Consider the following 18,998-nt stretch of genomic DNA (forward strand, 5'->3'; position numbering starts at 1 on the left):
ATGCGTTCAAGCATCGGCCTTTTTATTTGGATGGCGCGCCCGGAGAGATTCGAACTCCCGACCACCAAGTTCGTAGCCTGGTGCTCTATCCAGCTGAGCTACGGGCGCAGGAGCGGAATTATGAAGAACGTGTCGCTGCTTCGTCAACGAATTTTTTTCTTTTCCATCGTTGCAACGCGTGACCCGTTGCAACTGGCGGAGACGGAGGGATTCGAACCCTCGATGGAGCTTTTGACCCCATACTCCCTTAGCAGGGGAGCCCCTTCGGCCTCTCGGGCACGTCTCCGGAGAGCGGCGAAGTCTACAGATTCAGCCTGCGTCCGGCAAACCCGTCTTGCCCGGATCGCCCGGTTCTTCGCCGCGCTGGATGCGCTGGTAAATCTCTTCGCGATGCACGGCGACGTCCTTCGGCGCAGTAATGCCGATGCGGACCTGGTTGCCCTTGACGCCCAGCACCGTGACGGTGACCGAGTCGCCGATCATGAGTGTTTCGCCGACGCGTCGGGTGAGGATCAACATGTTGAGTCTCCTTCGCCAGCGGCCATCCCGCTGGGCCAGCCCGCCGCACAAACCGTGCGGAGGGGCACATCCATTGGTGCTCGAAGCTGAACGATCATAGTCGCGGGCCACGTTCACCCACAACCGCAACTCGTCATGCACCCCGGAAACAGACGCCGGGGCCCGTTCAATCAGTGTAGGCGCTCGGCCACCCACTGCGGAACCGCCTCCAACGCCGCTTGCAATGCAGGGCCGTCGTCGCCCCCGCCCTGCGCGAGGTCCGGACGCCCACCACCCTTGCCGTTGATACGACTCGCGACATGCGCCAGCAGTTCCCCGGCCTTGACCTTTCCGGCCGCCGAACCGCTCACGCCCGCGACCAGCGCGGCCTTGCCTTCGCTCGCACCGGCCAGGACGATCACCGCGTCGCCGAGCTGTTGTTTCAAACGATCCATCGCATCGCGCAGCGCCTTGGCATCGAAGCCTTCCAGGCGCACGGCGAGCACGCGCGTGCCGTTCACGTCCACGGCGCCGCCGGCGAGGTCCGACGTCGCACCCGACGCGGCCTTCGCCTTCATTTGTTCGAGTTCGCGCTCCAGCTTCTTTTGCCGATCGAGCAGTGCGCGGAGTTTTTCGTTCACATCGCTGGCGTTTCCACCCAGCAGCCTGGCGGCGTCGTTCAAGCGGCGCTCCTCGTCCGTGACGTAGTCGAGCGCCCCCTGCCCGGTCACCGCTTCGATGCGGCGAACGCCGGCGGACACGCCCCCTTCGGAGACGATCTTGAACAGCCCGATGTCGCCGGTGCGTGAGACATGCGTGCCGCCGCACAACTCGGTGGAGGTCTCGCCCATGCGCAGCACGCGCACGCGCTCGCCGTATTTTTCGCCGAACAGCGCCATCGCGCCGAAATCCAGCGCTTCCTGCATCCCCATGTGGTGGATGTCGGCCGCGTGGTTGCCGCGGATTTCCGCGTTGACCATGCGCTCGATCGTCGCCAGCTCCTGCGCGGTGACCGGCTGGAAATGCGAGAAGTCGAAGCGCAGGCGATCGGGCGCGACCAGCGAGCCCTTCTGCGTGACATGCGTGCCGAGCACGGTGCGCAGCGCCGCGTGCAGCAAGTGCGTCGCGCTGTGGTTGAGGACGGTGGCGGCGCGGCGCTGGGTGTCGATGCTGCCGCTGATGCGGTCGCCGACCTTCACTTCGCCCGCGGAGAGCGTGCCCACGTGGCCGTGGAATTGGCCCGCGAGCTTGAGCGTGTCGCGCACGTCGAAGCGCGCGTTCGCAGACGCGAGTTGGCCCGTGTCGCCAACCTGGCCACCGCTCTCGGCATAGAACGGCGTGCGATCGAGCACGATCACCGCTTCTTCGCCCGCGCGCAGCGCGTCGACCGGACGTCCGTCGCGCACGATGGCCTGCACGAGAAGACCGTCTTCTTCGGTGTGGTCGTAGCCTTCGAACTGCGTCGGCGAGAGCTGCGCGATCAATTCGCCCGGCAAGGCGATGCCGCCGCCGAACTTGCCCGCGGCGCGCGCGCGTTCGCGCTGCTGCTCCATCAGGCGTTCGTACTCGGCCGTCGTTTGCGCAGGCAGCGTCATGCCCTTCTCGCGCAGGATGTCGGCGATCAGATCCGGCGGGCAGCCGTAGGTGTCGTGCAACTGGAAGACCTGTTCGCCCGTGAGCGCGCCGTCGGATTGATGCAGGTAGCCCTCCAGGCGCTGCATGCCCGCATCGAGCGTCTGCGCGAACGCGGCTTCTTCGGCCTTGAGCGAGCGTTCGACCAGATCGCGCTTGGCGATCAGTTCCGGATACGCCGCGCCCATCGCTTCGCACAACGGCGCGACCATGCGCCAGAACGCGCCATCGGCCTGCAGCGCGCCGAGCTTCCAGAAATGGCGGACGGCACGACGGATGATGCGGCGAAGCACGTAGCCGCGGCCTTCGTTCGAAGGCAACACACCGTCGACGATGAGGAAGCTGCACGCGCGGATGTGGTCGGCGATCACGCGCAGCGACTTGTGTTCGAGATCGGCGGTGTGCGTGATCTCCGCCGCGGCGTGGATCAGGTGCTGGAACAGGTCGATCTCGTAGTTGCTGTGCACGTGTTGCAACACGGCCGCGAGGCGTTCCAGGCCCATGCCCGTATCCACGCAGGGCGCCGGCAGTGGCACGAGCGTGCCGTCGGGCTGGCGATCGAACTGCATGAAAACGTTGTTCCAGATTTCGATGTAACGATCGCCGTCTTCATCGGGCGAACCCGGCGGGCCACCGGGGATGTGCGCGCCGTGGTCGTAGAAGATTTCCGTGCACGGGCCACAGGGGCCGGTGTCGGCCATCTGCCAGAAGTTGTCCGACGCGTAAGGCGCGCCCTTGTTGTCGCCGATGCGGATGATGCGATCGGGCGGCAGGCCGACGACCGTGTTCCAGATGTCGAAGGCTTCGTCGTCGGTGTGGTAGATCGTCACGAGCAGGCGCTCGGGCGGCAGCTTCCACACCTGGGTCAGCAACTCCCACGCCCACGCGATCGCGTCGCGCTTGAAGTAATCGCCGAAGCTGAAGTTGCCCAGCATTTCGAAGAAGGTGTGGTGGCGCGCGGTGTAGCCGACCTGGTCGAGATCGTTGTGCTTGCCGCCGGCGCGCACGCAGCGCTGCGAACTGGTCGCGCGCGTGTAGCTGCGCTTCTCAGCGCCGAGGAAGACGTCCTTGAACTGCACCATGCCCGCGTTGGTGAACAGCAGCGTGGGGTCGTTGCCCGGAACCAGCGGGCTGGACGGAACGACGGTGTGCCCCTTGGAGCGGAAGAACGCGAGGAAATCGGACCGGATCTGATCGGTGGTGCGGATGGCGTTTGGCGAATTCATGAGGCAACCGGGGGAAAGGGGCCGGGACGTTTCCGGCGGACGCACCTGCCCCCGCGTGGCCGGACCGGCGCTCGCGGAAGCGGCGCTCCCGAAGGCGCCAAGCGTATCAGGCCGTGCGCAGCAGTGTCCGCAGGCGTATGGGCCGTGCGCCGGGGATTCAACCGCGCCGGCGCGCCTCAGTCTTCAGGATCGAATCGCGTGGCCGCGCGCACGTGCGCGCCGGTGAAACCTCGACGCAGGAGCCAATCGGCCGCCTTGCGCTGGCGGTCGCGGTCGCCCGCGAGGTCCTCGCCGAAGCGGCGGCGCACGAGGTCGCGTGCGTGCGCCTCCCAATCCACCTCTGCCGTTTCCATGGCGGTGGCGACGGCCTCGCGGCCCAGGGAATGCATGCCGAGCTCCGCGCGGATGCGGACCGGCCCGTAGCCGGTGGCCGCACGGCTGCGCACCAGGAGTTCGGCGAAACGCGCGTCGTTTTGCCAGCCAGCCGCCTCGAGCTTGTCGATGGCGGCGACCGCGTCTTCGCGTTCGACACCGCGCGCGGTGAGCTTGCGGGTCAGTTCGACGCGAGAGTGTTCGCGACGAACCAGCAAGCCGAGCGCGCGCTGCGCCGGTGTGGGTTCGGGTCTCTTTCGACGCGGTTTTGGCGCGGGCGAATCGCTGCCCGCACCCGACGTGCCGCCGACCGACACGCCCTCATCGGAGACCCGATCGTCCTCCCCGCTGCGCCATCCCATAGCCAGCGGGGAGGACGATGGGTCAGGCTTCGGCGCTGCTTTCCGTTGCATCGCGCGGTGCGTCCGGTGCCGGCGCGAGTTTCGCGCGCAGTTCCGATTCCAGGCGGACGGCGATCTGCGGATTGTCCTTGAGGAACTGGCGGGCGTTCTCCTTGCCCTGGCCGATGCGCTCGTCGTACGCGCTGTACCAGGCACCCGACTTCTCCACGAGCTTGGCGTTGACGCCCATTTCGATCAGCTCGCCTTCGCGGCTGATGCCTTCGCCGTAGAGGATTTCGGTGATGACCTGCTTGAACGGCGGCGCCATCTTGTTCTTGACGACCTTGATGCGCGTTTCGTTACCGATGATTTCGTCGCCCTTCTTCACCGAACCGATGCGACGGATATCCAGGCGCACGGAGGCATAGAACTTCAGCGCGTTGCCGCCGGTGGTCACTTCCGGGCTCTGGCCCGGCATCATCACGCCGATCTTCATGCGCAACTGGTTGATGAAGATGACCATGCAGTTGCTGCGCTTGATGTTGCCGGTGAGCTTGCGCAGCGCCTGGCTCATGAGGCGCGCCTGGAGACCGGGCAACTGGTCGCCCATTTCGCCTTCGATTTCGGCCTTCGGCGTGAGCGCGGCGACGGAGTCGACGACCACCATGTCCACCGCACCGGACCGCACGAGCATGTCGGCGATTTCCAGGGCCTGTTCGCCGGTGTCGGGCTGCGAGACGAGCATGTCGTCGATGTTGACGCCCAGCTTCTGCGCGTAGATCGGATCCAGCGCGTGCTCGGCGTCGATGAAGGCCGCGGTGCCGCCGGCCTTCTGGCACTGCGCGATGGTCTGCAGCGTCAGCGTGGTTTTACCGGAGGATTCCGGACCATAGATTTCGACGACGCGCCCCTTGGGCAGGCCGCCGATGCCGAGCGCGATGTCGAGCATGAGCGAGCCGGTGCCGATGACTTCCGCCGGCTCCACGGCCTTGTCGCCCATGCGCATGACCGAGCCCTTGCCGAACTGCTTCTCGATCTGCCCGAGGGCGGCGGATAGGGCGCGCTTCTTGTTCTCGTCCATGGTCGTGTCCTGTTTGGGATGGCTTTGCGTTGGCGGCGACGTTACGGAGCGGCGGTCGCGCGGATTGAGACGAGTTCGCATGGGTTGGTATTTTTTTCCTTCGCGCTGGTCAGCGGTATCAGGGAATGCCGCGCGCGCGTGTCAGGAAAACACCGATACGAAGCTGTCATGGGGGTCATCGATTGGGTCGCACCAGGCCGCAGTACAGGCCTTCGATCTCGAAATCCTGGCCGGGCTGCACTTCGATGGGTGCGTAGTCCGGATTGCGGGGCAACAGGCGGATGCGATCGGCCGAGAGCTTGAGGAGCTTGACGGTGATCGCGTCGTCCACGCGCGCGACCACGATTTGGCCCGAGCGCGCGTCGCGCGTGCGATGCACGCCGATCAGGTCGCCGTCGAAGATGCCTTCGTCGATCATCGAATCGCCCTTCACCTTCAGCAGGTAGTTGGGCGTGGGCGAGAAGAACACGCGATCCAGCAACACATAGCTGTCGCCGCCGACATCCGCGCCGATGGGCACGCCCGCGGCAACGCGGCCGAGCACCGGCAGCCGGAGCATGTCCTCGTTGGCGGCGGGCATGGCCGACCTGGCATGGCCCGCATCGACGATGCGGATGCCGCGCGCCACGCCCGGGATGCGCTGGATGGCGCCTGCCTGCTCGAGCGCCTCGAGGTGATACTGCGCCGCGCGCACGCCCTTGAAGCCGCAGGCGTGGGCGATCTCCGTCTGGGACGGCGGGAGCCCGTCGCGCTCGATGCGCTCGGCGATCAGGGCGAGGATGGCTTGCTGCGTATCGGTCAGGTCCATGGTTAGTAGTATTACTGCTAACCACGGGTGGCCGTCAACACTTTCTCAATCCAGCAGTGCGCCCAAGCCCTGGAGCGCGGCTTCGACGGTCTGCCGCCGCACCGCCTCGCGATCGCCGTCGAAGTGGAAGACCTCGGCCTTCGGGTAGCCGCCCCGGCGTTTCCAGGCCAGCCACACGGTGCCGACCGGCTTGCCGGGCGTGGCACCGCCCGGCCCCGCGATCCCCGTCACGGCCACGGCGAGCGTCGCGCCCGAGGTCACGAGCGCACCGGACACCATTTCGATCACGGTCTCGCGGCTCACGGCGCCGAAGCGCTCGAGTGTCTCGGGTCGCACGCCGAGCAACCCCTGCTTGGCCTCGTAACTGTAGGCAGCCAGGCCGCAGTCGAACCAATCCGACGAACCGGCGATGTCGGTCACCGCCTTTGCGATCCAGCCGCCGGTGCAGCTCTCCGCGGTGACCAGGCGGTGGCGTGCGGCGCGCAGGCGCTCGCCGAGATCTTGCGAAAGCGCGTGCAGCGCGCGGTCGTCGGGGACGGTCATCGGGGCGGCCGTGGGGGAAGTCGCGTCTTGTAGCGCAATTCGGCGACGCGCGCAGGGATCGTGCGCCCGATGCCGCTGTCCGACGGCGCGCTGTCATACTGCGGTGGCATCCCGCCCTGCCCGACGCCGTGTCCCTCCACGAATCGATCGACCCGCGCGCCGCCGCGCGCAACGACGCCCATACGCCGCTCATGCGCCAGTTCTTCGCCGCCAAGGCGGAGCACCCGGACGTGCTGCTGTTCTTCCGCATGGGCGACTTCTACGAACTGTTCTTCGACGACGCACGCAAGGCCGCGCGCCTGCTCGACATCACGCTGACCCAGCGCGGTTCGTCCGCGGGCCAGCCGATCCCGATGGCGGGCGTGCCGGTGCATGCGTACGAGGGCTATCTCGCGCGGCTGGTCGCATTGGGCGAGTCGGTCGCGATCTGCGAACAGATCGGCGATCCGGCCACGTCGAAGGGCCTGGTCGAACGCAAGGTCGTCCGCATCGTCACGCCGGGCACAGTCACCGACGAAGCCTTGTTGTCCGAACGCCGCGACACGCTCCTGCTCGCCCTCTCGCGCGACAAGCGCGGTTACGGGCTTGCCTGGATGGATCTGTCGAGCGGCCGCTTCCTGGTCAACGAAGTCGACGGCGACGACGCGCTCGACGCGGAAATCGCGCGCCTCGAACCGGCCGAAGTCCTCGTGCCCGACGAAGACGGCGTCCCCGCTTCGCTCCTGGCGCGCACCGGCGTGCGACGCCGCCCACCGTGGTTGTTCGACGCCGACAGCGGCCGCCGACAACTCCTGCAATTCTTCGGCCTGCACGACCTCACCGGCTTCGGCATCGAAGACCGTCCGCGCGCGATCGCCGCCGCCGGCGCGCTGCTGGGTTACGTAGAGGAAACGCAGAAGCAACGACTGCCGCACCTGTCGTCGATCGCGCTGGAAGCCAGCGACGGCGCGATCGCGATGAACGCCGCCACGCGCCGACATCTGGAACTGGATACGCGCGTCGACGGCGACGTGCGCACCACCCTGCTCGGCGTGCTGGATTCGACGATCACGCCGATGGGTGGCCGCCTGTTGCGCCGCTGGCTGCATCGTCCCCTGCGCGACCGGCGCATCGTCGGCGAGCGCCACCACGCGGTCGCGACGCTGATCGACCAGCGCGGCGATGTTGCCCTGCGCGAACGCTTCCGCGCACTCGGCGACCTCGAACGCATCCTGACGCGCGTGGCGCTGCGCAGTGCGCGCCCGCGCGACCTGTCGACCTTGCGCGACGGCCTGAACCTGCTGCCCGACGTCCGCGGCGTCCTCGCGCCGCTGGATTCCCCGCGTCTGCAGGCACTCGCCGACGCGCTGGGCGAGCACGCCGCGCATGCGGCCCTGCTCGCTTCGGCGATCGTCCCGCAACCGCCGGTGCTCGCACGCGACGGCGGCATCTTCGCCGAAGGCTACGACGCCGAACTCGACGAACTGCGGCGCCTGTCGACGAACGCCGATCAATTCCTCGTCGACCTCGAAGCCCGCGAGCGCGCCGCCAGCGGCATCGCGACGCTGAAGGTCGGCTACAACCGCGTCCACGGTTATTTCATCGAGATCAGCAAGGGCCAGGCCGACAAGGCGCCGACGCACTACACGCGCCGCCAGACGCTGACCGGCGCCGAGCGCTACATCACCGAGGAACTCAAGCAATTCGAGGACAAGGTGCTCTCCGCGCGCGAACGTTCGCTCGCGCGCGAGAAGCTGTTGTACGAAGGCTTGCTCGATGCCTTGAACCAGGACCTGGAAGCGCTCAAGCGTTGCGCTTCGGCATTGTCCGAACTCGACGTGCTCGCGTGTTTCGCCGACCGCGCGCAGGTGCTGGACTGGTCGCGCCCGGAACTGCGCGACGCACCGGGCCTGTGCATCGAACGCGGCCGCCATCCGGTGGTCGAAGCGGTGCGCAACGAACCGTTCGAACCCAACGACCTGGTGTTCGACGACGCGGTGCGCATGCGCGTGATCACCGGACCGAACATGGGCGGCAAGTCCACGTACATGCGGCAGAACGCGTTGATCGTGCTGCTCGCGCACATCGGCAGCTTCGTGCCGGCATCGCGCGCGCAGATCGGGCCGATCGACCGCATCCTCACGCGCATCGGCGCCGGCGACGACCTCGCGCGCGGGCAGTCGACCTTCATGGTCGAAATGGCGGAGACCAGCTACATCCTCCACCACGCGACGAGCGAGTCGCTGGTGCTGATGGACGAAATCGGGCGCGGGACGTCGACCTACGACGGCCTCGCGTTGGCCGATGCGTGCGCGCGCCATCTGGCGGCGGTCAATCGCAGCTACACCTTGTTCGCGACGCATTACTTCGAACTGACCGCACTCGCCGAACCGGGGAGCGGCATCGCCAACGTGCACCTCGACGCCGTCGAACATGGCGACACGCTGGTCTTCATGCACGCGGTCAAGGACGGGCCGGCCAATCGCAGTTTCGGTTTGCAGGTCGCCGCGCTCGCGGGCTTGCCCAAGTCGGTGGTGCGGCAGGCGCGCGGGCGCTTGGCGGAACTCGAACAACAGGGACGCGACGCGCCGACGATGCCGCTAACGGTCGAAGCGCTGGAATCGCCGCAGCAGTTCGGTTTGTTCGCGCCTTCGTCGGCGGCGCTGGAAGCCCTGGCGGGAATCGAACCGGACGAGCTCACGCCGCGGCAGGCGCTGGAAGCGCTGTATCGGTTGAAGGGGCTGGTGTAAGGCTACAACGCGTCGATGTCGCCGAGCGCGCGGATCAAACGTCGCGCGCGCTTGTCGGGTTTGGTTTCCGGCGCCTTGTAACCGGCGCGTTCGGCCGCGCGCGTTGCACGTTCGGCCGCGCGGCGTTCGCGCGATTGAACGCTTTCTTCGTACAAGGCCTGCGCGACCTTCGCCGGCCCGCGCGTATCGGACAAACCGCGCACGTGGATCTCGAAGCGTTCCTCGCCGCGCACGATCGTCATCGCTTCGTCGACGTGCACTTGCCGCGAGGCTTTCGCCCGTTGTCCGGCGATCTCGACCTTGCCGTTCTCGATGGCCTGCTTGGCCAGGCTGCGCGTCTTGTAGAAGCGCGCGGCCCAAAGCCAGACGTCGATGCGGACGCCGGGTTGCGGCGCGGTGGCGGTGTGTTCGGTCGTCACGGGTCTATATAAACAAAACGACCGCCAAAAGGCGGTCGTTTCGGGTGCATCGTGCGGGGAAGCTTACTGCTGGGCAGCAGCGGCGGCGGCCGCAGCGGCCTTGGCCTTCGCGTTGCCGGCCAGGTCTTCCTTGATGCGCGCAGCCTTGCCTTCCAGGCCACGGAGGTAATACAGCTTGCCCGAGCGGACGTCGCCGCGGCGCTTGACTTCGACCGAGTCGATGGCGGCGCTGTGGGTCTGGAACACGCGCTCGACGCCGTAGCCGTGCGAGATCTTGCGCACGGTGAAAGCGGAGTTCAGGCCGGCGTTCTTCTTGCCGATGACCACGCCTTCATAGGCCTGGATGCGTTCGCGGTTGCCTTCCTTGACCTTGACGTTCACCACGACGGTGTCGCCGGGGCCGAAATCGGGCAGCTGGCGCTGGATCTGGTCGGTTTCGAAGTTCTGCAGCAGCGTATTGAGCGAGGGCTTGTTCATGGGACGGCCTGTTGGTGTTCGCGCAGCTGCGCGACGCTTGTTATCGGGCACCAGCGGAGGGCCGGTACCGGGGCTGTTGGAGCGAAGCCGCACATTCTAGCGGGCCATTGGGGCCCAATGCCAGCTTTTCTTTTGAGAAGCCGGGAGTTACGCGTCGCCGTCGGGTTCTTCGATGCCCCGCATGTAACGGGCCCGGAAGTCCTCGAGCAGGCCGCGGTCGGCCTTGGGCAGGGCCTGTTCATCCAGCAGGTCCGGCCGGCGCAGCCAGGTGCGGCCGAGGCTTTCCATCCGCCGCCAGCGGGCGATCTGGGCGTGGTTGCCCGAGAGCAGCACGTCCGGGACCTTCCCGAGCGGGTGTTCGACCGGCCGCGTGTAGTGCGGGCAATCGAGCAGGCCCCCTTCGAAACTGTCCTGCAGCGCCGATTCGGCGTCGTTCAGCGCGCCCTCCTGGAGCCGGGCGACGGCGTCGACGAGGACCGCCGCGGCGAGCTCGCCACCGGAGAGCACGTAATCGCCGATGGACAACTCTTCGTCGACTTCGGCTTCGATCAGGCGCTCATCGACGCCTTCATAGCGGCCGCACAACAGGACCAAACGCGGCAGCGCCCCGAGCTCGCGCACCTTCGCCTGCGTCAGGCGCGTGCCCTGCGGGGTGAGGTAAACCACGTGCGCCTCGAGCGGATCGGCGGCGCGCGCGGCGGCGATGGCATCGCGCAGCGGATCGATCAGCATCACCATGCCGGGGCCACCGCCGAACGGGCGGTCGTCCACGCGGCGGTAATTGCCGGGCGCGTAATCGCGCGGGTTCCACCCATGCAGCGACAGCAAGCCGCGTTCCTGCGCCCGCCCGACCACACCGAAGGCCGCGCATTGCGCGACGAATTCCGGGAACAGGCTGACGATGTCGACGCGCATGCTCAGAAGTCCGCGTCCCAGTCGACGGTGACCACGCCGGCATCGAAATCGACGGATTTGACGTAGTCCGGTTCGACGAACGGAATCATGCGTTCGCGATCGCCCTGCGCTACGAGCACGTCGTTGGCGCCGGTGGAAAACAGGTGGGAAACGGTGCCGAACGCCACGCCTTCCAGGTTCACCACGCGCAGGCCCTCGAGGTCGACCCAGTAATACTCGCCGGGCGCCGGTGGCGGCAGCGTGGAGCGCGGGACGTAGAGTTCGGTGCCGCGCAGTGCGTCGGCGGCGTCGCGGTCGGCGATGTCCGGAAGCACGGCGACGACGCCTTTCGGCGTGACGCGGCCTTTCGCGCCGGTGCAGGTGCGCTCGCGGCCCTGCGCATCGCGCAAGGTCCACGGTTGGTATTTGAAGATGCGTTCCGGCGGGTCGGTGAAACTTTCGAGTTTCACTTCGCCCTTGATGCCGAAGCCGCCATGCAGCTTGCCGACCAAAAGCAGACGCCCCGCCAGAAGATCCTTCTGCGGGGCGTCTTGTTCACTCATGAGATACGCGTCGCGCGTTGGCGCGACTGCGGAACTCAGGCAGCCGGAGCGGCCTTGGCGGCCTGCCTGGCGAGATTGGCGACCTTGTCGCTCATCTGCGCGCCCTGGCCGACCCAGAAATTCAGGCGTTCGGTGTTCAGTTCGACCGACTTCTCGGCGCCCGACGCGATCGGGTTGTAGTAACCCAGGCGCTCGATGTTGCGGCCGTCGCGCGCGCTGCGGCTGTCGGTGACGATGATGTGGTAGAAGGGGCGCTTCTTCGCGCCGCCGCGGGTAAGGCGAATCTTGACCATGGTGCGGAGTTTCCTGTGTTGCCCAGTCGGCGGACGTGCCGAGGTAAGCCGGCGATTGTAGACCATTCGCCCGCACCGGGCCAAGCCGCGCGTGAAGGCGGCCGTGGCCGCCCTACCCGGCCGACGATCCTCAGCGGAACGGCATCCCGCCGCGGCCGCCCATCATCCCCTTCATCCCGCGCATGAGGCCCTTCATGCCGCCGCCGGCGAGCTTGCCCATCATCTTTTCCATTTGCTGGAATTGCTTGAGCAGCTTGTTGACGTCGGCCGGCGAGGTGCCCGAGCCCTTCGCGATGCGCGCGCGGCGCGAGCCGTTGAGCAGGTGCGGGTTGCGGCGTTCCTTCGGCGTCATCGAACCGATGATCGCCATCATCCGCGGCACTTCCTTGCCGGTGACCTGGTTCTTCAAATGTTCGGGCACCTGGCCCATGCCCGGCAGCTTGTCCATGAGCCCGTGCAGGCCGCCCATGTTCTGCATCTGCTCGAGCTGGTCGCGCATGTCCTCGAGGTTGAAGCGCTTGCCCTTGGCGACCTTCTCGGCGAGCTTGGCGGCCTTGTCCTTGTCGACCTGCTGCTCGACCTGCTCGACCAGCGAGAGCACGTCGCCCATGTCGAGGATGCGGCTGGCGACGCGATCGGGATGGAAGACATCCAGGCCGTCGGGCTTTTCGCCGGTGCCGATGAACTTGATCGGCTTGCCGGTGATGTAACGCACCGACAATGCGGCGCCACCGCGCGCGTCGCCGTCGGTCTTGGTGAGCACCACGCCGGTGAGCGGCAGCGCATCGCCGAAATGTTTCGCGGTGACGGCGGCGTCCTGGCCGGTCATCGAGTCGACGACGAACAGCGTTTCGACCGGCGCGACCGCGGCATGCAGCGCCTGGATCTCGCGCATCATCGCTTCGTCGATGCTCGTGCGGCCGGCGGTGTCGACGATGAGCACGTCGGCGAAGGACTTGCGCGCATCGTCGATCGCCGCGCGCACGATCGCCTCGGGCTTCTGCGAGGGATCGGACGGGAACCACAGCACGTCGACCTGCTGCGCGAGGGTCTTCAACTGTTCGATCGCGGCCGGGCGATACACGTCGGCCGACACCACCATCACCTTCTTCTTGCGGCGTTCCTTCAGGTGCTTAGCGAGCTTGGCGACGGTAGTCGTCTTGCCCGCGCCCTGCAGGCCGGCCATCAGGATCACGGCCGGTGCGGGAACGTTGAGGTTCAAATCGGCGGCCGCGGCGCCCATGACCGACGTGAGCTCGTCGCGCACGATCTTGATCAGCGCCTGGCCGGGCGTCAGCGACTTCAGGACTTCCTGCCCGACCGCGCGCACCTTGATGCGTTCGACCAGCGCCTGCACCACCGGCAGCGCGACGTCCGCTTCGAGCAGCGCGATGCGCACTTCGCGCAGCGCCTCGCGGATGTTCTCCTCGGTCAGGCGGCCACGGCCGCGCAGGCGCTCGATGGTGCCGGAGAGGCGCTGGGTCAGGGATTCGAACATGGGGGTCTTGAAATGCGGCGAAAACCAGGCCGCGCAGTATAGCCCTTGGGCCGTGGCACACTTCCGGCATGACGCTCGCATTCATCACCGCCCTGGCCTACCTCTGCGCCGCCGGCTTGCTTGCCCGCGACGTCGCGCGCGATGCGCGCGGACGTGCGTGGCTGTTGCCCGCGTTGATCGCGTTGGCCCTGCACGTCGCCCTGCATGCGAGCACCTGGCATGGCGCCGGCGCGCTGGACCTGCACTTCTTCTCCGCCTTGTCGCTGGTCGGCCTGGGCATGGCCGTGCTGACGACCGCGTTCGGCGCGAGCGGGCGGATGGCGGCCCTGGGCGTGATCGTGTTTCCGATCGCATCGGTGGTCGCAATCGCCTACGCATCGCGCGGGCACGTCAACACCACGCAACTGGACTGGCGCCTGCAATTGCATGCGTGGTGCGCGTTGCTCGCCTACGCCACGCTCGGGATCGCGGCCCTGATCGCAGTCCTGCTCTGGGCGCAGGAACGCGCACTGCGCCGCCGCGAATTCCACGGCTGGCTGCGCGCGATGCCGCCACTGACGCAACTGGAGTCGCTGCTGTTCCGCACGATCGCCGTCGGCTTCGCATTGCTGACGGCCACCCTGCTGACGGGCGTGCTCTTCGTCGAAAACCTGTTCGCCCAGCACCTGGTGCACAAGACGGTGTTGAGCGTCCTGTCGTGGCTGGCCTTCGGCGTGCTCCTGCTCGGCCGCTGGCGCTGGGGCTGGCGCGGGGCCAAGGCGGTCCGGTGGACCCTGGTGGCCATGGTCCTGCTGATGCTGGCCTTCTTCGGCAGCCAGTTCGTGCTTGAGATGGTGCTAAAGCGCGTCTAAGCGGCCGGTGGCATGGGAAGGCTGCTTTCACAATAATTGCATTGACAACTATTGCAGGGGCACGCATCATGCCGCCCCATGTCGACGACCCCTCCCTGCAACGGCTCCTCCCTGGGCCTGCTTTTCCGCCAGGTGCGCGACGCCATGTGGGCGCGGATGGAAGCCGAACTCGCGGCCAACGGCCACGACCTGAACTTCACCCAGTACATCACCCTCAAGACGCTGGCCCACGGGCCGGCGGGCGCGACCGAACTGGCGCGCGCGGCCTACCTGCATCCCGGCGCGATGACGCGCCTGCTCGACAAGCTCGAAGAGCGCGGCCTGCTCGCCCGTGAAGCGGTCCCCGGCGACCGCCGCGCGCTGACGATCATGCTGACCGACGCCGGCCGCGCGATGTGGAACGACATCGCGCCCTCCGCGCAACGCGTGCACGACCTCGCGATGGCGCACCTGAGCCCCACCGAACGCGACGAACTCCTCCGACTCCTTTCCCAGGTCCGCGACAACCTCGCGGCACAGGACTGACATGCGCTTGCCCCTGATCCCCCTCGCCCTCGCCGCCACCGTCTTCATCGCCGGTTGCGCCAGTTCGCACGGCCTGGCCCCGGAAACGCAGCCGCGCGACGCGAACGCCACGCTCGCCACGAAGCAGTCCTTCGGCGCCGCCTCCGACGCGCAGTTCCCCGCGCACGATTGGTGGACCGCGTACGGCGATCCGCAATTGAACGCACTGATCGACGAAGCGCTGGCCGGCACGCCGTCGCTGGCCGCCGCCGATGCGCGCGTGCGCCAGGCCGCCGCGCAGGCGGGCCTGGCCGATGCCGAACGCAAGCCGACGCTCGGCGCGAGCGCGCAATACCTCGGCCTGTTGGTTCCCGAAACGATCGCGCCGGAAAACTTCGGCGGCAAATACCAGGGCATCTTCCTGCTCGGGCTCAACTTCAAGTGGAGCATCGACCTGTGGGGCGCGCACGCGGCGCAATGGCGCGGCGCACTCGACCAGGCGCGCGCCACCGAAGTGGACGCACAAGCCGCGCGCCTGATGCTGGCGGCCAACATCGCCCGCACCTACATCGCCCTGGCGCTCGCGCACGACGCGGCAGAAACGGCGAATGCCGAGGCGGCGCGCGGGTCGCGCCTGGCGTCGCTGTCGAAGCAGCGCGTCGACGCCGGCATCGACAACCAACTGCAATTACGCAACGCCGAAGCGAACGTCGGCGCGGCGAAACAACAGGCGCAAGCCGCCGAACACCAGGCGCAGCTCGCGCGCAATGCAATCGCCGCACTGCTGGGCAAGGGCCCCGATCGCGGCCTTGCGATCACCAAGCCTGCGCTGCTGCAGGCACCCGCCCCCGGCGTGCCCGATGTGTTGCCGAGCGACCTGCTGGGCCATCGCCCCGACGTCGTCGCCGCGCGCTGGCGCGTGGAAGCGGCGGGCGAATCCATCCACGTCGCGAAGGCCGCGTTCTATCCGGCGGTGAACCTCAACGCGCTCGTCGGGCTCGCATCCGGCCATCTGTCCGATCTGTTTTCCGGCGACGCCGCGCTCGTCAACGGCGGTCCTGCGTTGAGCCTGCCGATCTTCGACGGCGGCCGCCTGCGCAACTCGCTCGCCAAGAGCGACGCTGCGTACGACCTGGCGGTGGCCGATTACGACCAGACGCTGGTCGGCGCGGTGCGCGAAGTCGCCGATGCCGTGCAATCGGCGCGCGCGCTCGAATCGCAACTGGCAACGCTCGCGCAGGCGCGCGAAGCGGCGCAATCGGCGTACTCGGTCGCTTCGCAACGTTACAAGGCAGGCCTGGGCACGCAACTCGACGTGCTGGCCGCGCAAGCCCCGTTGTTGCAGTTCGACCAGCAGATCGACGCGCTGCGCGCGCAACGCCTGCAGGCCACGGTCGACCTGCAGGGCGCGCTCGGCGGCGGATTGCAGATCGCCCATCCGGTCGCGCTCGACGCCGCGAACGCCCAAGCCTCCACGCACTGATCCCCTCTCCCACTTTCTCCCGCGCCCAACCATGACCCAGCAAATCAATCCCAATGCCGCAGCGCCGGCCGGCGCAACGGTGAACAAGCGCAAGCGCGCGCTCACGATCCTCGCCCTCGTGGTCGTGGTCGCCGCCATCGCGTGGGCCGCGTACTACTTCCTCGTCGCCCGTTGGCACGAAGACACCGACGATGCCTACGTCCTGGGCAACGTGGTTTCGATCACGCCGCAGACCCAGGGCACGGTCGTCAGCATCGGTGCCGACGATGGCATGAAGGTCGTCGCCGGCCAGGTGCTCGTGCAACTGGATCCCAACGACGCGCGCGTGGCCTACGAGCAGGCCGAAGCCAACCTCGCCAACGCGGTGCGCCAGGCGCGCGGCCTGTACAGCGCGGTGGAAGCCAACCAGGCCGACATCGCCGCCCGTCGCGTCGCAGTGGAGCAGGCCAAGCAGGACGTCGCGCGCCGCGCGGGCCTGGTCGCCACCGGCGCGGTGGCCGCCGAAGAACTCGCGCATGCGCGCGACGAACTGGCGGCGGCGCAAGCCGCGCTGGCCGGTTCGAACGAGAACCTCTCGCGCAACCGTGCGCTCGTCGATGCGACCACCGTGCAGACGCAGCCGCAGGTCGCCGCCGCCGCCGCGCAGGTGCGCCAGGCGTATCTCAACCTGCAGCGCATGGCGATCGTCGCGCCGGTGACCGGTTATGTCGCCAAGCGTTCGACGCAGCTCGGCCAGCGCGTGCAGCCGGGCGTCACGCTGATGACCGTCGTGCCGCTGGAACAGGTGTGGGTGGAGGCGAACTTCAAGGAAACGCAGCTGGCCAACATGCGCATCGGCCAGCCGGTGGAACTGCATTCGGATCTGTACGGCAAGGACGTGCGCTTCGACGGCCACCTGGTGAGCCTCGGCCTGGGCACGGGTAGCGCCTTCGCGCTGCTGCCGGCGCAGAACGCGAGCGGCAACTGGATCAAGATCGTGCAGCGCGTGCCGGTGCGCATCTCGGTCGACACGCAGCAGCTGAAGGAACATCCCTTGCGCCTGGGCCTGTCGATGCATACCGATGTCAGCATCCGCGATCGCAGTGGTCCGCTGCTCGCCGATGCGCCGCCCGCCAAACCGCTGCTGACGACGAACGCGTACGCCAAGCAATTGGCCGACGCCAACGCGCGCATCGCGAAGATCGTCGAGGCGAATCTGGGCCGTCGCGGCTAAGCCACGCCCATGTCCGCAACGACCGCAAACGCGGCGCCGATGCCGCAGGCCGGCTTCCGCCCGCCGAACATGGCGCTCACCACGATCGGCCTGGCGCTCGCATCGTTCATGCAGGTGCTGGACCTGACGATCGCGAACGTCTCGTTGCCGACGATCTCCGGCAACCTCGGCGGCAGCGCGAACCAGGCGACGTGGGTGATCACCTCCTTCGCGGTGAGCAACGCGATCGCCCTGCCGCTCACCGGCTGGCTGACGCGGCATTTCGGCGAGCGCAAGTTGTTCGTCTGGGCCACCGCGCTGTTCGTCGTGGCCTCCTTCCTGTGCGGCCTGGCCAACAGCATGGGCCTGCTGGTGGCCGCGCGCGCGCTGCAGGGCTTCGTCGCAGGCCCGATGTATCCGATCACGCAGGCCTTGTTGATTTCGATCTATCCCGCGCACAAACGGGGACAGGCGATCGCCTTGCTGGCGATGGTCACGGTCGTCGCGCCCATCGCGGGGCCGATCCTCGGCGGCTGGATCACCGACAACTATTCGTGGGAATGGATCTTCTTCATCAACGTGCCGATCGGGCTGTTCTGCTCGTTCGTGGTTGGCCGGCAGTTGAAGGGGCGGCCGGAAAAGCTCGAAAGCCCGAAGATGGATTACGTCGGCCTGATCACGCTGGTGCTGGGCGTGGGCGCGCTGCAGATCCTGCTCGACCTGGGCAACGACGAAGACTGGTTCCGCTCCAACCTGATCGTCGGCCTGGCGATCCTTTCGGCGATCTCGCTCGCGGTGTTCGTCATCTGGGAGATGACGGACAAGGACCCGATCGTGAACCTGCGCCTGTTCCGCCACCGCAATTTCAGCGCGGGCACCGCGGCGCTGGTGCTGGCCTACGCCTCGTTCTTCAGCGCCAGCATCCTGGTGCCGCTGTGGTTGCAGCGCAACCTCGGCTACACGGCGATCTGGGCGGGCTTCGCCACGGCGCCGATCGGCATCCTGCCGGTGATCCTGACACCCTTCGTGGGCAAGTACGCGCACAAGTTCGACCTGCGCGCGCTGGCGACCACGGCGTTCATCGCGCTGTCGCTGACAAGTTTCGCGCGCGCAGGCTTCAACCTCGACGTCGACTTCAACCACATCGCGATGATCCAGCTGCTGCAGGGCTTCGGCGTGGCGCTGTTCTTCATGCCGGTGTTGCAGATCCTGCTGTCGGACCTGCAGCCGCACGAGATCGCGGCGGGCTCGGGCCTGGCGACGTTCATGCGAACGCTGGGCGGTTCATTCGCCGCTTCGCTCACCACGTATGCGTGGAGCGAGCGCGGCGCGGTGCACCACGCGCACCTGACCGAGAAGTTGTCGGCTTACGACCCGGCGACGATCGAAGCGACCACGCGCCTGGGCAACGGCGACCTGCAACGCGGCGCGGCGGTATTGGAACGGCTGATCTCCAACCAGGCCGCGCAGATCGGCTTCAACGAGATCTTCCACCTGCTCGGGATCGTGTTCCTGATCGTGATCGCGTTCGTGTGGATCGCCAAGCCGCCGTTCCAGGCGAAGGCCGGGCCGGAGGCTGCGGCCGGGCATTAGG

The 18,998-nt window shown here is 67.5% G+C and carries 18 protein-coding genes and 2 tRNA genes; 6 read left to right on the forward strand and 14 right to left on the reverse strand.

What is annotated here, in order from left to right:
- Window positions 1–31 precede the first annotated feature (31 nt).
- The 8 genes from AB4059_RS03370 to AB4059_RS03405 form a co-directional block, all read right to left on the reverse strand.
- Window positions 32–108 (reverse strand) — tRNA-Arg (locus AB4059_RS03370).
- Between the two features lie 85 nt (window positions 109–193).
- Window positions 194–286 (reverse strand) — tRNA-Ser (locus tag AB4059_RS03375).
- Between the two features lie 23 nt (window positions 287–309).
- A complete protein-coding gene (gene csrA / locus AB4059_RS03380) occupies window positions 310–519 on the reverse strand; it encodes a carbon storage regulator CsrA (protein ID WP_498961840.1) in 210 nt (69 codons plus the stop codon).
- Between the two features lie 170 nt (window positions 520–689).
- Window positions 690–3,356, reverse strand: a complete 2,667-nt coding sequence (alaS, locus tag AB4059_RS03385) for an alanine--tRNA ligase (RefSeq protein ID WP_498976578.1) — start codon at window positions 3,354–3,356, stop codon at window positions 690–692.
- Window positions 3,357–3,532: 176 nt separating this feature from the next.
- Window positions 3,533–4,045: a recombination regulator RecX gene (recX, locus tag AB4059_RS03390; RefSeq protein WP_498976580.1), complete on the reverse strand. Its 513-nt coding sequence runs from the start codon at window positions 4,043–4,045 to the stop codon at window positions 3,533–3,535.
- A gap of 67 nt (window positions 4,046–4,112) precedes the next feature.
- Complete coding sequence (recA, locus tag AB4059_RS03395) at window positions 4,113–5,150, reverse strand: recombinase RecA (protein ID WP_498976582.1); 1,038 nt, start codon at window positions 5,148–5,150, stop codon at window positions 4,113–4,115.
- A 175-nt stretch (window positions 5,151–5,325) separates the two neighbouring features.
- Window positions 5,326–5,958, reverse strand: a complete 633-nt coding sequence (lexA, locus tag AB4059_RS03400; RefSeq protein ID WP_498976584.1) for a transcriptional repressor LexA — start codon at window positions 5,956–5,958, stop codon at window positions 5,326–5,328.
- A 45-nt stretch (window positions 5,959–6,003) separates the two neighbouring features.
- Window positions 6,004–6,501 (reverse strand): CinA family protein, encoded by a 498-nt coding sequence (locus tag AB4059_RS03405; protein ID WP_498976586.1) that lies wholly within the window; start codon window positions 6,499–6,501, stop codon window positions 6,004–6,006.
- Window positions 6,502–6,692: 191 nt separating this feature from the next.
- Here AB4059_RS03405 and mutS point away from each other — a divergent pair, with 191 nt between their 5' ends.
- Window positions 6,693–9,230 carry a DNA mismatch repair protein MutS gene (gene mutS / locus AB4059_RS03410; protein ID WP_498977822.1) on the forward strand — a complete coding sequence of 846 codons (2,538 nt, stop codon included), beginning with the start codon at window positions 6,693–6,695 and terminating at the stop codon, window positions 9,228–9,230.
- Between the two features lie 2 nt (window positions 9,231–9,232).
- Here mutS and AB4059_RS03415 read toward each other — a convergent pair whose 3' ends face one another.
- The 6 genes from AB4059_RS03415 to ffh all read right to left on the reverse strand — a co-directional run bounded on the left by AB4059_RS03415 (window position 9,233) and on the right by ffh (window position 13,374).
- Window positions 9,233–9,649, reverse strand: coding sequence for an RNA-binding S4 domain-containing protein (locus AB4059_RS03415; protein ID WP_498976588.1), 417 nt, complete (start codon window positions 9,647–9,649; stop codon window positions 9,233–9,235).
- Window positions 9,650–9,712: 63 nt separating this feature from the next.
- Entirely contained in the window at window positions 9,713–10,126 is a 414-nt protein-coding gene (gene rplS, locus AB4059_RS03420) for a 50S ribosomal protein L19 (RefSeq protein WP_498976591.1), read from the reverse strand.
- Window positions 10,127–10,273: 147 nt separating this feature from the next.
- Window positions 10,274–11,041, reverse strand: coding sequence for a tRNA (guanosine(37)-N1)-methyltransferase TrmD (trmD, locus tag AB4059_RS03425; protein WP_498976593.1), 768 nt, complete (start codon window positions 11,039–11,041; stop codon window positions 10,274–10,276).
- Between the two features lie 2 nt (window positions 11,042–11,043).
- Window positions 11,044–11,583, reverse strand: coding sequence for a ribosome maturation factor RimM (gene rimM / locus AB4059_RS03430; protein ID WP_498976595.1), 540 nt, complete (start codon window positions 11,581–11,583; stop codon window positions 11,044–11,046).
- A gap of 35 nt (window positions 11,584–11,618) precedes the next feature.
- Window positions 11,619–11,876, reverse strand: a complete 258-nt coding sequence (gene rpsP / locus AB4059_RS03435; protein ID WP_498976597.1) for a 30S ribosomal protein S16 — start codon at window positions 11,874–11,876, stop codon at window positions 11,619–11,621.
- Between the two features lie 130 nt (window positions 11,877–12,006).
- Window positions 12,007–13,374: a signal recognition particle protein gene (gene ffh, locus AB4059_RS03440; protein ID WP_498976599.1), complete on the reverse strand. Its 1,368-nt coding sequence runs from the start codon at window positions 13,372–13,374 to the stop codon at window positions 12,007–12,009.
- A gap of 68 nt (window positions 13,375–13,442) precedes the next feature.
- Here ffh and AB4059_RS03445 point away from each other — a divergent pair, with 68 nt between their 5' ends.
- The 5 genes from AB4059_RS03445 (at window position 13,443) to AB4059_RS03465 (ending at window position 18,997) form a co-directional block, all read left to right on the forward strand.
- Window positions 13,443–14,225: a cytochrome C assembly family protein gene (locus AB4059_RS03445; RefSeq protein ID WP_498976601.1), complete on the forward strand. Its 783-nt coding sequence runs from the start codon at window positions 13,443–13,445 to the stop codon at window positions 14,223–14,225.
- Window positions 14,226–14,303: 78 nt separating this feature from the next.
- Complete coding sequence (locus AB4059_RS03450) at window positions 14,304–14,750, forward strand: MarR family winged helix-turn-helix transcriptional regulator (RefSeq protein ID WP_498976603.1); 447 nt, start codon at window positions 14,304–14,306, stop codon at window positions 14,748–14,750.
- Between the two features lies 1 nt (window position 14,751).
- The gene (locus tag AB4059_RS03455; protein ID WP_498976605.1) at window positions 14,752–16,212 is read left to right on the forward strand and encodes an efflux transporter outer membrane subunit; all 1,461 of its coding nucleotides are present in this window, start codon (window positions 14,752–14,754) and stop codon (window positions 16,210–16,212) included.
- 31 nt (window positions 16,213–16,243) lie between these two features.
- Window positions 16,244–17,425: an HlyD family secretion protein gene (locus AB4059_RS03460; RefSeq protein WP_498976607.1), complete on the forward strand. Its 1,182-nt coding sequence runs from the start codon at window positions 16,244–16,246 to the stop codon at window positions 17,423–17,425.
- A gap of 9 nt (window positions 17,426–17,434) precedes the next feature.
- The gene (locus AB4059_RS03465; protein WP_498976609.1) at window positions 17,435–18,997 is read left to right on the forward strand and encodes a DHA2 family efflux MFS transporter permease subunit; all 1,563 of its coding nucleotides are present in this window, start codon (window positions 17,435–17,437) and stop codon (window positions 18,995–18,997) included.
- The last annotated feature ends 1 nt before the right edge of the window (window position 18,998 follow it).

This window comes from Lysobacter sp. 2RAF19 (genome assembly GCF_052115395.1).
In the GTDB taxonomy this organism is placed as follows: Bacteria; Pseudomonadota; Gammaproteobacteria; order Xanthomonadales; family Xanthomonadaceae; genus Noviluteimonas.

Excerpts from the sequence above, each read along its gene's own strand:
- rimM (WP_498976595.1), bottom strand. The coding sequence starts at position 11,583 with ATGAGTGAACAAGACGCCCCGCAGAAGGATCTTCTGGCGGGGCGTCTG.
- lexA (WP_498976584.1), bottom strand. The coding sequence starts at position 5,958 with ATGGACCTGACCGATACGCAGCAAGCCATCCTCGCCCTGATCGCCGAG.
- alaS (WP_498976578.1), bottom strand. The coding sequence starts at position 3,356 with ATGAATTCGCCAAACGCCATCCGCACCACCGATCAGATCCGGTCCGAT.
- AB4059_RS03445 (WP_498976601.1), top strand. The coding sequence starts at position 13,443 with ATGACGCTCGCATTCATCACCGCCCTGGCCTACCTCTGCGCCGCCGGC.
- AB4059_RS03405 (WP_498976586.1), bottom strand. The coding sequence starts at position 6,501 with ATGACCGTCCCCGACGACCGCGCGCTGCACGCGCTTTCGCAAGATCTC.
- AB4059_RS03465 (WP_498976609.1), top strand. The coding sequence starts at position 17,435 with ATGTCCGCAACGACCGCAAACGCGGCGCCGATGCCGCAGGCCGGCTTC.
- rplS (WP_498976591.1), bottom strand. The coding sequence starts at position 10,126 with ATGAACAAGCCCTCGCTCAATACGCTGCTGCAGAACTTCGAAACCGAC.
- trmD (WP_498976593.1), bottom strand. The coding sequence starts at position 11,041 with ATGCGCGTCGACATCGTCAGCCTGTTCCCGGAATTCGTCGCGCAATGC.
- mutS (WP_498977822.1), top strand. The coding sequence starts at position 6,693 with ATGCGCCAGTTCTTCGCCGCCAAGGCGGAGCACCCGGACGTGCTGCTG.
- AB4059_RS03455 (WP_498976605.1), top strand. The coding sequence starts at position 14,752 with ATGCGCTTGCCCCTGATCCCCCTCGCCCTCGCCGCCACCGTCTTCATC.
- AB4059_RS03450 (WP_498976603.1), top strand. The coding sequence starts at position 14,304 with ATGTCGACGACCCCTCCCTGCAACGGCTCCTCCCTGGGCCTGCTTTTC.
- rpsP (WP_498976597.1), bottom strand. The coding sequence starts at position 11,876 with ATGGTCAAGATTCGCCTTACCCGCGGCGGCGCGAAGAAGCGCCCCTTC.
- ffh (WP_498976599.1), bottom strand. The coding sequence starts at position 13,374 with ATGTTCGAATCCCTGACCCAGCGCCTCTCCGGCACCATCGAGCGCCTG.
- recA (WP_498976582.1), bottom strand. The coding sequence starts at position 5,150 with ATGGACGAGAACAAGAAGCGCGCCCTATCCGCCGCCCTCGGGCAGATC.
- csrA (WP_498961840.1), bottom strand. The coding sequence starts at position 519 with ATGTTGATCCTCACCCGACGCGTCGGCGAAACACTCATGATCGGCGAC.
- AB4059_RS03460 (WP_498976607.1), top strand. The coding sequence starts at position 16,244 with ATGACCCAGCAAATCAATCCCAATGCCGCAGCGCCGGCCGGCGCAACG.